Source organism: Polymorphospora rubra (assembly GCF_018324255.1).
Taxonomy (GTDB): domain Bacteria; phylum Actinomycetota; class Actinomycetes; order Mycobacteriales; family Micromonosporaceae; genus Polymorphospora; species Polymorphospora rubra.
The window spans coordinates 7,166,065-7,179,700 of record NZ_AP023359.1 but is presented as its reverse complement, the minus strand read 5'-3'; the positions used below and the strand labels follow the sequence as shown (position 1 = coordinate 7,179,700).

Genomic DNA, 13,636 nt, shown 5'->3' with positions numbered 1-13,636 from the left:
CTTGGTCAATCCGCGGTGGACTCGTCCACGGTGTCAGCAGGTCGCCGGCCACACCGTAGGTGGATTCAGCCGCGCGCTGACCCATGACCGCCTTGACCCGTGCAAGCGCCCCGTTGTGCGCGACCCCGCCACCGATCAACGCCCCAGGTGGATGTAGGCGGTCCACGCCGTCGGGGCGTCCGGGTAGCGCGCCCGGGCCGCCAGCGCGGCCCGGTGCAGGGCGTCGGCCGCCGCGACCGGGGCAGTGTCTCCGCGCTGGTCGATCAGCGTCGCGTAGACCTCGCCGGTCGTACGGCGGGCCACCGGGTCCTTGACCGCCCACAGGGTGGCGATGACCTGGCCGAATCCGGCGGTGAGAAAACCCGCCGCCAGGTGCACCGCCTCGTCGGCCAGGTGCGGTCCGGACATCGCCGTCTCGCAGGCCGACAGGAAGGCGAGTTCGCCGCCGTCTGCCCGCAGGCGCACCAGCCGTTCGACGGTGAGGGCGCCGTCGGCGGCCGACGAGAGCAGCAGCCGGCTGTTCGACGGGTCGGCGAGGTCGCTGCGGGCGTGGCAGGCGAAGTGCGCCCAGGCGTGGCCGGGCAGGGCCGCCGCGACCGTCGCCGCGCCCGCCTCCGCTGCGATGAGGTCGGTGTGGTCGGCGCCGAACCGTTCCCGCAGGCGGTGTGCCTCGCGGCGGGCCGCGGGCAGCCCGGAGCGGTCGTCCGGGGACGGCAACACCAGGCAGAGCCGGCGCGGCAGGCTGGTCGTCCGGGTCCGCCGGCTGTGGCCGAGGGACCGGATGGTCGGCGCGAACGACGAGACCACCAGGTCGAGTGCGCAGTGGTTGTCGTCGGTGGCGGCGTGCAGCGGCATGGCGGCGAGCATGCCGGTGGGAACCCACCACACCCGGGGCAGCCGGCCGCCGGCGGCCGTCGCGGCCATGCCGAGCCGGGCGAGTACCGGCCCGACGGTGGTCGCCCACAGCCATCGCAGGATCGTCCGAACCGTCTCCTCGTCGCCGTCTGCGGTTGCCGTGACCAGCTGCCGGGCGCGGGCGGTCACGTCGGCGTGTCGCAGGTCCGGCAGGGGTACGTGGGTGACGCCGTCGGCGCCGACCAGCAGCGCGTCGCACCGGTGCCGGCTGACGTTGACGATCACGACCGGGCCTTCGGCCGCCTCGGCCCGCAGCTCTGCCGGCTGCGGTGGCAGGGCGAACCGGGTCAGGCCCGGCAGTGCCCGGACGTCGTCCAGGATCTGCGCCAGGCGGTCGATCAGGTGGCGCCGGCCGGTGAGGGCCGTCACCAGGTCCGTCTGCGGATCAGCCGGTTCGGCCGCTTCCCGGGCGTCCGGGACGGGGTCCGGTGGGGGTGGGGTCACCCCGTCCTCGTTCAGCGCCGACAGCGTCGTCCGTAGCCGCCCGGCGAGCGTCGGGGCGGTGCGGGCCACTTCGTCGAATTCGGTGTAGTACGAGGTGACGTGGTGGAGCATGACGCCGCGTCCCAGTTCGGCGAGGACGACCGCGTCGTCGGGATCGCCGGCGTGCAGCGCCGCCGCGGTCGCGTCGCGGGCCAGCTCCGACACCATTGCGAGCACGAACTCGTGGTCGCGGCGGTCGGCCCGCCAGGTGGCGAACATCGGCAGCAGCGTGACGGCGCGTCGGTACGCCTGGTGGGCCGTCGGCCAGGCGCCGGTGCCGGCGGCCAGGTCACCCCATTCCTGGCCGGCGATGATCCTGCGCAGCGGCGCCTCGGAGTCCAGGTCGACGAGCCGGCGGTAGGTGTCCGTCGCCTGTTCCAGATCGGCGGGGCGGCCGTCGCGGCGCCACCTGGCGACGTGGGCCCGGGCCAGGTTGAGCAGGACGGTGCCGTACCCGTCCCAGTCGGTCGGGAGTTCGGCGGCGGCCTGGGTGGCGTATCCGATCGCGTGGTCGATGTCGCCGACCGCGCTCAGTCGCGACAGCGCGGTGCGGTAGAGCTTGCCGGCGCGGTGGGCGACCCGACCGGCGATGCCGGATCCGGTGGGTGCCGGACGCGCCTGTGCCGCCTGTTCGGCCGTGTGCTCGGCCCGGGCGAGGTGCAACGCGGCCAGGTTCATCGCCGCGTGCCCCCGTACCGCCGGTGCGGGGGCGGTGCCCGCCACCCGGGTCAGGATTCTCCTGGCCTGGACCAGGTCGCGGGGGTCGTTGGCCAGCCGCCAGCGGTTCTCCAGGCAGATCGCGTGGTTGAGGGCGACCGTGGCGGCCACCTGGGGGGAGTCGGCCGTCTCCTGGGCGGCCCGTTCGCACAGGGCGACCGCCCGTGTCGCGTCGGCCAACGACGCCGAGCGCCGGGAGCGCAGGTCCAGTGCCAGCGCCATGTTGACGAGCAGCATCGGTCGCAGCCCCGCCGGCAGCCGGTCGGTCAGCGCGTCACCGAGTGCGACGGCCCGGTCCAGTTCGGACAGCCGGCCCGTCCGGTGGTAGTGGCGCAGGGCGAGGGTGACCAGGTGGCCGGCGGTGGTCGCGCTGTCGGCCCGGGCCGGCGTCATGGCCGCCACCGCCCGGGCCGCGAGGTCGAGGGCCTCGGCGATCGCGGTGTCGCGCTCGGCGGGGTCGGCCGACTGCAACCGGGCCAGGCCGACGTTGGTGAGCACGGCCGCCACCTGGTCGGGGTCGGCGTCGTCGGGGAGCGTGTCCGGCACCGCGTACGGGTCGGGGACCTCGGCGGCCGGGTGGGCGGGCGCACCGGTCAGTTCGGCGCGGACCCGCAGGCCCATCGCGTACGCCGACGCGGCGACGGCCCGGACCGGGTCGTCGGGGTCACTGACGCGCAGCGCCTCCTCGAGCAGCGCGAGCCCTTCGGCCACGGTGGTCGGGTCGCCGTTCAGGGACGCCTGGACGGCCAGGGCCTGGCCGAGGTTGGCGGATCGGGCGGCACGGTCGTGGGTCGTCTCGGCGGTGCACGTGATGGCGCGGCGCAGGTGGACGATGGCCTCCTCGAGCAGCTTCGGCCGGCCGGTACGGTATGCCTTGGTGGCCAGCATGGAACCGAGGTTGGACAGCACCGTGCCGTGGGCGGTTCCGCCGCTGCCGCCCGCGTCGATCAGCGCCTCGGCCCGGCGTACGGTCTCGATCGCGGCGTCGAGGTCGGCGTCGGACCCGGTCGCCTGGAACCGCTCGCGCAGGTCCATGCCCTCGTCGTTGAGGGCGAGGCCGTGCGTGAACGGGTCGGTGGAATCCGGCGCGGTCATGCCGCCCCCCGACGTCGCCTGCGCCGCAGCAGGTCGGTGACCGCCGCCGCCGCCCAGACGACTGCGAAGGCCGCCACGGGCGGTGCCACCGTCGCCACGGGTCCCGCGCCGGGCGCCACGGCGACGGTTACCGTCCAGACGGCGCCGGCACCGGCGGCGGCCAGCGCCACATGCGCGTAGCGGGTGATCCGGGCCCGGTGGGCCGGTACGGCGGGGCGCAACGCCAGCAGCGGCAGGTAGAGCGCGGCGGCGCCGGCGGTGACCACCAGCCCGGACTTGGCGGCGTTCGGCAGCGGTACGTCGTAGGCCACCGCCTGGGCCGTCGTCAGCAGCACGACCAGTGCCCCGACCACGGCCGCCTGGGCCAGGGAGATCCGTTCGCGCCGGTCCTGCCAGCGCTGCGCGAGGGCGTGTTCGATGAGCGGGGTGAGGGTGCTGATCCGCTCCCGGGCGGCGTCAAGGTATTCGCCGTCGTCGTCGAGCCGGTGGGTGAACCACTCGGTCAGGGCGTGGTCGTCGCGGAACGGTCCCGGCCCGGCCGGGTCCGGGGACACCTCCGGCCGGATCGCCCGGTCGCCGTTGGCAGCGGCGATCTGGACGGTCCGTCGTACCCGGCGCAGGTCGGTCGCGGCCGTGACCAGGCGGGCCTCGGTGGACCGCAGGCGGGCCAGGTGCCGGGTCCAGGTGAGTACGGTCTCCTCGGCCGTGGTCGCCGCCACCGGGTCGTCGTCGAGGGTGGGCAGCAACCGGTCGAGGAGCGTGTCGGCCTCGTCCCGGGCGGCCCGCAGTTCGTCCGCATGGGCCCACATCCGCAGCTGGTGGCGGATCGTCGCCATGGACATGAGGTAGCGGGTCAACGGCGCCGGCACCGGTGGCCCGCCGGTCCAGGTCCAGTCGCTCAGCCGTACGGTGTGTCCGGCCGGGGCGACGGCGAACAGGCGGCGCACCTGCCGCTGGTCGTCGAGGGCGGACTCCTCCCACACCCGGAATCCGGTGCGGGTCACCGCGGCCTGTGGGGTCGGCGGCCATTCTCCGGTGGCCAGGAACAGGCGCGCCTCGCCGATCGTCGGGGCGGCGACGGGACCGCCTCCGACGAGGCGTTCCCAGAGCCGCTCCGACGCCTCCCATCCGGTGGGTGGGTCCGGGGCGAGGACGACCGACAGGCAGAGCAGATCGTGTTCCCGGTACAGCAGGGCCTGGTGCACGCCGGGGCCCGGGCCGGTGCACGCGGCGACGGGTCGGCTGCCGGTCGGCAGGTCCGCGAGGGCGTCCGGGGGTGCGGCGGGCAGGGCCGCCACCGCCTGGTCCATGCCCGCCACCTCGGCGCAGCGCCGCCAGACGTGGTGCACCCACGGCAGTGCCGTGTGCCGGTCAGGTCCGGTCACGGGCAGAAAGACATGCACGACCAGCTCCACATCGGTCGGTTCCGGTCGGGGCGCCGTCCGGGCCGGTGGACCAGCAGTGCTGCCGCGGCGCGGCGCCGAAGCGGTGCGGGAATTCGAGGATCCGGTCACGGACGTCCTGCGGCGGTGGCGTGGGCTCACGGGATCCTTCCTCACCGAGTCGGTTGGCGCGTTCGGGGCCGACGAGTTCCAGTGTGGCCTCGGCCCACGCGGCCGTCGTCCGGTCGCCGGCGCGTACGGCGTCGGCGAGCACGTCGACGGATTCGCCGGCGCGATGCCAGGCGTCGGCCGGCAGCCGCCAGTCCGACATGTCGCACAGCAGGCCGTCCAGTTCCGTACGGTCCGACAGCCCGTGGTCAGTCACGGCACCCACCGTTCGGTACGGCGGGGTCGGGTTCCGGACCGTCCACGGGGGAGCGTGGCGCGGCCCGGTATCCTCCGGACGTCGAGCGGATCCGGGGATGCATGGCCGGGCATTTCGACAGTGGGGACACACCAGAAAGCGAACACGGAGGTCTGCTTCCGGTGAAATGGCACTCCTGCTTCCGACGTGCTTCCGATTCGCTTCCGGTGACGATGGCGACCGGCCGGAGCCGAAGGTGAGCCGGGTCCGTATCGGGCTGCTGGGACCGACCGTCGTCGAGGTGGACGGACGGGCCGTCAAGCTCACCCCGACGACGATCGCCGTGCTGGCGCGACTGGTGATCGCCAACGGTGACCTGGTGACCGTCGACGAGATCTTCCGGGACGTCTGGCCGACGCCGGCCCGCACCGTGCGGCGCGAGGACCGGATCAGCGTCCAGAAGCGGATCCTGGAACTGCGCCGGGTCCTGGAACCGGACCGCGCCGGCGCCGAGTCGCTGCTGATCCCCACCGACCGGGGCGCGGCCACCTCGGCGTACCGGCTCACCGTCGGGCGCGACCACGTCGACCTGCACCGGTTCGGCGACCTGCTCGCGCGGGCGCAGCAGACCGACGCGGCGACAGCCGTGGAACTGCTCACCGAGGCCGTGGCGTTGTGGCGGGGCCGTCCGCTGTTCCACGTCGAGGAGTACGCGTTCGCGCGGGCGACCATCGCGCGGCTGCGTCCCATGCACGCCGCCGCCTGCCGAGCCCTGGTCGAGGCGTACCAGCAGCTCGGACTCTTCGACGAGGCGTTGCGCGTCGGTGAGGTGCTGCACTCCGAACACCCCGACGACCCGGGCCTGGCCGCCATGCTGGGGGAGCTGCGCGGCCGGTCGCGTACGCGGGCGGGCACGCTGCGGCGGGACCTGGCCGCCCTCGGCACCGCCGTGGTGGTCACCGGCGGCGACCTGTTCGCCCAGGAGGGTGCCCACCTGGCCGTCGGGTTCAGCGACACGTTCGACACCGACATCACACAGGACGTCGTGATCAGCCGCACCAGCCTCCAGGGGCAGGTGCTCGACCGTCTCTACGGGGGCGACCGCACCCGCCTGGACCGGGACCTGCGCAACGCCCTGCGCACCGTCGACCCGGTCACCGTCGAGTCGCGCGCCGACAAGCGGCGCGGGAAACTCGCCCGCTACCCGGTCGGCACGGTGGCGGTGCTGCGGGGATCGAGCCGCCAGGTCTTCGCCGTGGCGTACAGCGTCATGGGCAACGATCTCGTGGCACGGTCCTCCCTCGACCGGCTACGGCACAGCCTGGACAACCTCTGGGACGCGGTCGACCTGCACGGGCGCCGGGAGCCGGTGGCGGTGCCCGTGATGGGCGCGGGGCTGGCCCGGGTCGACGGGACGCAGCCCGCGACACTCATCACGACGATCGTCGAGTCGTTCGTACGACGGTCACGACACCAGCCGGTGAGCCGGGAACTGCGCGTCGTCGTCCGACCGGAGGACCTCCAACGCACCGCTATGCTGGACGTCGCCTCGTTCCTCAAAGGCTTGCCCTGACCGCTAAGGATCAGTCTGACCTCGAAGGATCAGCCTGACCTCGAAGGATCGGCCTGAAAGGACGGCCGGGTGCAGAACCAACTCCCGCCACAACCGGCCGCCGGTCCGGCGGCACCCGAACCCGACGCGGTCCGTGACGCGCGGGACATCCTGGCCGACCTGACCGAATGGCACCTTCCCGACCAGCGGTGGTCGACGGTCGAGGAACTGCTGACCGATGCGGAAGCCGCCATCGCCGCCCGGGACCTTACCGCACTGGCGCGGGCGGTCGCCGCCCTGGAGTTGGCCGGCCCGGACCGCATCCAACGGGTCTCCGCCCCGCCGGACCGCTCGATGCCGCAGACCGTGCGGGAACGGGTGGGCCGGACCGTCGACGCCATGACCGCCGCCTACCCGCCGGCCGAACCGGCACCGTCGAAGCCGTCGAGGCGGTGACCGCGCCGCACGCGGAGCCGGCGGTGGGCGAACCCCGCCTGGTCGACCAGCAGATGGTCGTCCACGTCTTCGCGCCCGCCGGCGGCCCCCACGCCACCACGGCGTACGCCGCGCTGCGCGACCTGTGGGACGCCTGCCGCCACCTGTTCCGGCTGGACGACGCGATCCCCGGCCTCGACGCGCCGGCACGGCTACCCGAAACCGCCGCCGACCTGCCTGACCCGGCCGGCACCGGACCCGAGTGGATCCTCGCCGGCCAGGAACGCGCCGACGCGGACTACCAGGCCGTGCTGCGCCGCCACCACGACCTGCTCAACCTGTCGCTGGCGCTGGCCCCCGGACCGCCGCCGACCGACCCCGCGCCCGCCCACTGGCCGCGGTGGCACGACCTGGACCGGCAGTGGAGCGCCCTCGCCGTCGGCCGGACCGCCCCACTGCTGGGGGTGGTCCGCGTCTATCTCGCCGGGATGACCGGCCTGTCCGACGTCGGCCCGGCCGAGATCCCACCCGCCGGGCGGGCGGCGGTGGGCCACGCCCTGGCCGGGCAGCTGCCCGGCCAGGCGCCCCGGTGGGCCGATCCCGCCCAACTCGGAGACTCCGCGCTGCTCTGGGAGCTGCCGTACGCCGACGACGCCCGCTGGGAACGGCGGCTTCTGCTGGCCGCCCCGACCCACGACGACGCCACGGTGAGCGCGTGGGTGTGGTCCGACGGCAGCGCGGCCATTCCGCCACTGGCCCGCTATCTGCTCCACGCGGCGAAGGCCCGCTTCCAGCTGCGGGTACTGCACCGGGACAACCCGTCGGACGACCTGCGCCACCGCGTGGACGCGCTGGCCGCCGACGTCCGCGCCGGCGACACCTCCGCGGCGGTGATCGGGGCACTGACCGCCGTACAGCGGGACGCGAACCTGTCGGTGGAGGATCTGCGGACCATGCGCCACGCCGTCGGCGTGGCGAAGCACAACATGGCGGCCGCGTGGGGGAGGACCCCACCCGACGTCCGGGGACTGTTCGCCGACGACCGGGACCTGATCGACTGGCTCCTCACCCACCTCGACGACGAGCGTGAACACCTGGAGACGACGGCGGCCCGGGCCCGCCACCTGACCGGGGGCAGATCCGCCGACCCGCCACCGGACCCGCGGTCGCCGGACGTCGACCGGCCGCCGGTCACCGGTACGCCCGCCGACGACGTCGCCCGCAGTGTGTTTGTCGTCCACGGCCGCGACGCCGCGGTCCGCGACGGCATCTTCACCCTGCTGCGCGCCCTGGACCTCAAACCGCTGGAGTGGGAGGCCCTCGTCTCGGGCACCGGCATGGCCACCCCGTTCCTCGGCGACGTCGTGGCCCACGCGGTGACCCGCGCGCGGGCGGCCGTGGTGGTGCTGACCCCCGACGACGTGGTCGGACTGCACCCGAGCCTGCGCCTGGACACCGACGAGCCACACGAGTGGACGACCGGCATGCAGGCCCGCCCCAACGTACTGCTGGAACTCGGCATGGCGCTCGCCGCCTATCCCGACCGGACCGTCATCGTCAAGGCGGGCTCCCACCGTCCCGTGGCCGACCTGGACGGGCGCAACTTCCTCCAGCTGCGGGACACCGTCGACTTCCGGCGCAAGCTCGCCCACCGGCTGCGGCTCGCCGGCTGCGCCGTCGACGACCACGGGCAGGACTGGCTGGCCGCGGGCGACTTCGCCGACCTCGACGCCTACCGCCGCGCACCCTGAGCCGGTCCTGCCCGCGTAGTCGGGTGGCCGGTACCGGCCGTCACCCGGGCGGCAGCTCCCGACGGGCGTTGAAGATGCTGTCCTCGAACGCGAGCAGCGTCCCCCCGATCGCCTTGATGAAGGCGTAGTTGAGGCCACCCCCCACCGCCGCGCCCACGAACGGGATCACCTTGCCCGCGACGCGTGCGGTGAGCTTCTTCAGGATCACCTGGGCGACGACCCGCACCACCTGCTGCAGGCCCATGACGCCGACCTCGACCCCGAGGGACAGGCCGACGATCTTCATGAACTCCGGGAAGGACACGGCATACCGGCCGGTCCGGTGGTAGATCACCGCCAGCGTGACCCGGAACTGCTGCGCGACGGTGTTGGCGACGTCGGCGGGAACACCGACCACGAACGTGATCGGTCCACCGACCCCGGCCACGGCACCACTTCCGGCCGCCAGCAGCGCGCAGTAGTTGATGTAGCCGTCGATCCCCATCGAATCGACCTTCTCTTTGATCTTGAAGCCGTCGAGGTTCTTGTGCACGAACTCGAAGGAACTGCTGAGCTGACTCCACTTCCCGTCGGACATGGCCCCTCCTCGCACAGCGGGCGATCAGTGCGTCCACTGCACCGCGACGGGTGCTTCCCGAGAAAGGCTCGACCCGCTGCCGATGTGCTTCCGATCCGCTCCGCCCGTACTTCAAGCTGCGCGTCGTCCACGTCCGGTGATGTCCAAAGCGCGTCTGTCTGTTCTCGCAGCGCGCTCGGGCGGTGCGGGGAGGGCGGATTTCTGGCTTCAGCAGTGCACTGACGCAAGGTTCGCCGGGCCGGCGGTAACCGCCTATTACGACGAGTCTTCGGCACTCGCAGTGTGCCGGTCCGTGCTCGCCGGATCTCGGGTTGGTGCTACGGGTACAGCGGGCCGGCGACAGCGTACTGAGCCGCGCGGTGCTCGTGGCGAGGGCATGGGCTGACCGCTGCTGGGACACCAGCGGAGGCTCCGTTCCGCAGCGGGAGTGGAAGACCTTCGAGTGGTGACCACGCCCAGCTGCCCCCAGAGGGCCTTCCAGAAGCGACCTTGACCGGCTCCATCACGCTGGCTCGGCAGACGTCGCCGGCCAGGCCGTAGCCCGTCGTCAGCGGCACGTGTGTGCACCTGATCAAGCGTGGTTCTCGAATCGGTCAGGCAGAAGGCGGCGCCCTTCCCAGGTTCCGTGTTCGGACAGCGGGCGGAACCGCATGAACGCGGATTCGTGGTGGAAGTCCCGGCGGTGCTGTTCAGCCATGGCGACGGTGTGTGTATGGGCCTGTGGGACGGCGCTGCGGCCGTGGACCATGTCGGTCATCGCGCGGACGCTGTGCCAGATCGTGAAGGTGGAGAACGTGTGGGGCGGGCGTACCGCCGCGGTGGCGAAGGTGGTGCCGGGGTGGTGGGCGACCAGGCGTTCGACCGGCCGTCCCCATTTCAGGAACCGGGGGAGTTCGGGGAGCTTGAGCCGGGCGAGAGTGACGGCCACGATCGGCTCCTCCGGATCCCACCGGCCGGCCTGCTCCGGCAGGCCGGCGAGCGCGGACACCTCGCCGTAGCGCCGCAGGTACTGCAACCGCACATGCCAGCCGTCGTCGAGCCGTCGCCCCAGATCGTCGTCTGCGAGGAACCGTTGCAACGCCGATTCGTCGTCCCATTCGGCGAACATGGCAAGGCGTCGCAGCTGCATCCGTTCCACCGACAGCGCCGGGGAGCCGAGCCGCATGAGCGCGAGGCATTCGGCGTGCCGCAGCCCAGCCGCGCGAGGCATGCGGCGCAGCGTGCGCAAGGTCAGGGCCGGTGGAAGCAGTGCGAGATGGAACGAATGCAGCATCGGCCCATCATCCCAGTCGTCCACGCCCGCGTCCCCTCGCGCAGCGTGCGCGTCGGCGACCGTGGCAGGTGGACGCTGGCTTCGACCGGCGGCGGTTCACCGACGAGGACCGGTGACAGCCTCATCATCACCGTCGCCGTCTGAGTCCGGGGGCGGCCCGTACGCCTATCCGCCCAGCCGGCGGATCGGCGACCCCTGCCCTGCTCCGCGGGGGTTCCGTTTCCTCTCCACCTCAGCGTCCCCGCTTGGTAGCGCGGATGGCGAGCAGCAGGAGGGCAACCAACCCGACCACGCCGGCCACGGCCAGCCCACCCCCTAGCCAGGCCTGGCGCGCGCCCCACAAGCCCGGCCTGCGGTCCGGCCGCTCGGCGGCTGGCACCGTGGCCAAGATCTGATCCACCCGGTCCTGGATCTGGCGTTGCTCAGCGCTCGACAGCCCATCGCCGCCGAGCCCTTCGGCCAAGGTCAGCACCTGCTCGTTCTGCGCGTCGGCGAAGCCGGGCAGGTCGTTTCTGGCGTATCCCCCGACGACTCCCGCAGACCCTGGTCGGCAGCTCAGCGGCTTTCCGTCGGTCACGTCGAGGTGCAACTGCCGCGCGCCGCCGCAATCGTCGCCGGGGCGTTTGAACTGGACCACGTACACGCGATCCGCCGCGCGCTGGTCCAGGAACCCAGCGAGTGCGCTCACGCCACCGAACGCGACGAGCCCGACCGAAACGATGGCCACGAGGCAAGCCAGCAACAGACGCAAGGAGACCCCCAAGATCCAAGAGATTCTATGCCACCAACGTGCCATAGAAGTCCGCTACTACTCTCGGCTTGTCCAGGATGCCTGCCGGCCTGGACGACCGACACGGACCGTGACGGCTCAGGGTCGTCAGCGCGTACGGTCAGCGGCAGATGCGGGCGTTCGATCAAGGCGTGCTCCGCGACAGCCGTTGCCCGTTCCACGGAAGTCAAGCGAGTGAGCCGGCCGGCCTGACGATGAGGCCGTTATTCGCCTCCTGGGTATCGTGCTCATGATTTCCGGGGAGGACACAAGTTGGACCGCTTTGAGCGCATGCTGACGCTGTTGCGGCGTGGACAGACCGAACACGCCGAACAGTTGCGGGCCGAGAGTCCGGCGGCGTGGCTGCCGCAATGGACCGCCGGCGAACCGCTGAGCCGGGCACTACGGCAGGCGCACCAGCTCGGCTCCATGATCAAGGCGGTGCGCCTGGACGACACGTTCGCGTGGGCGCTTGCCGGGGACACGGTGTTCCGCACCTCGCTGACTGATGGTGTGGTGCACCGGCTGCGGCTGGAGGGGCGGGACAAGTTCCACTGGGATGCCACGTTCGCCGGTGGCACCGTCGTCGCGGTCGAGGACGGGCGGCTGCTCGTGTGGGACCTCACCACCGGCAAGTTGCTGCTGGCCACCGACCCCGACGACGTCCCCCGGCGTGCGGGCGGCCTGCGCAGCCTCGCGGTCGGCGCCGGTGTCGCGGTCACCGGCACCGAGGGCGGCTACCTGCTGCAGTGGGATCTGGCCGACGGCCGGCTGCTGGCGAGGACCGCCGCACACGGCGGCTATGTCGCCGGCGTCGCGATCAGCACCGACGGCACGCCAGCCGTCCTGAGCTTTGGCGGCGAGGACCGCTGGACGGGGACGGTGTGCTTCCACGACCTCGACGGGCTGCGGCGCACCGGCGAGGTGGCCACGCCCGAGGAGACAAGTTGCGGCGGCTGGACCGTGCTGGACGGTCAGCGGCGTGCGGTGACCGTCGCCGGGAGCGGCCTGCTGACCGTCTGGGATCCCACGACGGCGGTGCCGGTCGCACAGTTCTCCACCACCGTGCGCCCGAGCGGAACGCTGGCGTTCGCTGCCGGTGGTGCCCGGGCCGTGCTCGGCGAGTCACGGGCGCTGCGGATCGTTGATCTGCGTGACGGGGTCGTTCGCGGGACGATCCGGACCGACTTCACATTCGACGTCGATAAAATCGCCGCCCGCGGCCGGTTCGTCTTCGCGACCCAGGGCGACAGCACCGAAGGGCGTACCAACCTGCTGGAGCTCACCGACCCCCTCACGCAGGACGCCAAGGACCGGCCGCGCTTCCTCGACGCGGTCCCGGCCACGATCGGCGGACGGGCCGTCGTCGTCGCTGTCGACGAGGACGGCCCGTACCGGGTGCACGACGCGGCCGACGGGCGGGAGCTCGGGTCGGTCGGCGAACGTACCAACAAGCACCGGTCGGTAGGTGGGCGCCCGCGGTTGCGGACCGTCAGCGTCGGTGGCCGAGACCTGGTCCTGTCCATGTCCGACCTCGTACCGACGGTTGTCGACCCGGCCACCGGCGATATCCGGACAGCGCCTCGGCCGCCCATGGCCGGGCCGGTTCTGTCGGCCGCCGCCACACGTGACGGCCTCGTCGCGATGGTTGATGCCCGGGGCACCCTCGCCGTCTGGGACGCGGCCACGCTGACACTGCGCGCCTCGACCCGCATAGCCGAGTCACTGGAGACGACCTCGGTCGCGCTCGGCGACCTGCACGGCCGCACCGTCGTGCTGACCGGCGCCGTCGACGGCGGGATCCGCTGGTTCGACGGCGCGGACCTGACCGAACTTCCGCCTCCCGGCCGGTTCGCTGAGCGCACCGGCCTGGCCGACCACGCGGTGAACCCGATGAGGTGGCCTGGACCGGATGCCGTCACCGCCCTGGCCGTGGCTGGAGCGGCGGTGGTCAGCGCCGTGGGCGGTACCGTCACCTGCGCCGACATCGCCACCGGTGAGCCGTCAGGGCCGGCACTGGCACATCCGGGCAAAGTCTGGGCGGTCCTGCCGGCCGTGCGCGACGGCGTCCCGGTCGTGGCGACCAGCTGCGCCGACCGGGTCCTGCGGATCTGGGACATCGCGACGGGCCGCACCATCCGGGCCGTCACCCTGCCGCGACCGATCTACCGAATCCTCTCGGTCACCACCGAACAGATCATCGTCCGAGACAGCGGCTACATCGTCGCGGTCGGCCCCGGCGCGCGGTTGCCGGTGCACCATGAAGCCGTCGGCGGCGACGGAACTCGTTAGGCGGCCCTGGGCTTGACCCGATTCGACGGAC

General features: G+C 72.8%; 10 protein-coding genes. 4 read left to right on the top strand and 6 right to left on the bottom strand.

The features are described from left to right. Positions 1-135: 135 nt before the first annotated feature. Genes Prubr_RS31425 through Prubr_RS31415 form a run of 3 tightly spaced genes read right to left on the bottom strand, consistent with a single transcriptional unit; the run spans position 136 to position 4,977 of the window. Complete coding sequence (locus Prubr_RS31425; protein ID WP_212818660.1) at positions 136-3,210, bottom strand: CHAT domain-containing protein; 3,075 nt, start codon at positions 3,208-3,210, stop codon at positions 136-138. Then, positions 3,207-4,595 carry a CATRA conflict system CASPASE/TPR repeat-associated protein gene (locus tag Prubr_RS31420; RefSeq protein ID WP_212818658.1) on the bottom strand — a complete coding sequence of 463 codons (1,389 nt, stop codon included), beginning with the start codon at positions 4,593-4,595 and terminating at the stop codon, positions 3,207-3,209. The genes Prubr_RS31425 and Prubr_RS31420 overlap by 4 nt, the downstream gene beginning before the upstream one ends. Continuing rightward, positions 4,582-4,977, bottom strand: a complete 396-nt coding sequence (locus Prubr_RS31415) for a CATRA system-associated protein (RefSeq protein ID WP_212818656.1) — start codon at positions 4,975-4,977, stop codon at positions 4,582-4,584. The genes Prubr_RS31420 and Prubr_RS31415 overlap by 14 nt, the downstream gene beginning before the upstream one ends. A 235-nt stretch (positions 4,978-5,212) precedes the next feature. On the opposite strand from Prubr_RS31415, the gene Prubr_RS31410 reads away from it, so the two are divergent. From Prubr_RS31410 to Prubr_RS31400, 3 genes are all read left to right on the top strand, one after another. Next, the gene (locus Prubr_RS31410) at positions 5,213-6,529 is read left to right on the top strand and encodes an AfsR/SARP family transcriptional regulator (protein ID WP_212818654.1); all 1,317 of its coding nucleotides are present in this window, start codon (positions 5,213-5,215) and stop codon (positions 6,527-6,529) included. A 69-nt stretch (positions 6,530-6,598) separates the two neighbouring features. Further along, complete coding sequence (locus Prubr_RS31405) at positions 6,599-6,964, top strand: CATRA system-associated protein (protein WP_212818652.1); 366 nt, start codon at positions 6,599-6,601, stop codon at positions 6,962-6,964. Positions 6,965-6,987: 23 nt separating this feature from the next. After that, the gene (locus tag Prubr_RS31400) at positions 6,988-8,694 is read left to right on the top strand and encodes a CATRA conflict system CASPASE/TPR repeat-associated protein (RefSeq protein WP_212818650.1); all 1,707 of its coding nucleotides are present in this window, start codon (positions 6,988-6,990) and stop codon (positions 8,692-8,694) included. Positions 8,695-8,734: 40 nt separating this feature from the next. On the opposite strand, the gene Prubr_RS31395 is transcribed toward Prubr_RS31400, so the two are convergent. From Prubr_RS31395 to Prubr_RS31385, 3 genes are all read right to left on the bottom strand, one after another. Further along, positions 8,735-9,271 carry a hypothetical protein gene (locus Prubr_RS31395; protein WP_212818648.1) on the bottom strand — a complete coding sequence of 179 codons (537 nt, stop codon included), beginning with the start codon at positions 9,269-9,271 and terminating at the stop codon, positions 8,735-8,737. A 571-nt stretch (positions 9,272-9,842) separates the two neighbouring features. Further along, positions 9,843-10,568 (bottom strand): hypothetical protein, encoded by a 726-nt coding sequence (locus Prubr_RS31390; RefSeq protein ID WP_246567905.1) that lies wholly within the window; start codon positions 10,566-10,568, stop codon positions 9,843-9,845. Positions 10,569-10,776: 208 nt separating this feature from the next. Beyond that, positions 10,777-11,295 carry a hypothetical protein gene (locus tag Prubr_RS31385; protein WP_212818646.1) on the bottom strand — a complete coding sequence of 173 codons (519 nt, stop codon included), beginning with the start codon at positions 11,293-11,295 and terminating at the stop codon, positions 10,777-10,779. 291 nt (positions 11,296-11,586) lie between these two features. On the opposite strand from Prubr_RS31385, the gene Prubr_RS31380 reads away from it, so the two are divergent. Then, complete coding sequence (locus Prubr_RS31380; protein ID WP_212818644.1) at positions 11,587-13,605, top strand: WD40 repeat domain-containing protein; 2,019 nt, start codon at positions 11,587-11,589, stop codon at positions 13,603-13,605. The last annotated feature ends 31 nt before the right edge of the window (positions 13,606-13,636 follow it).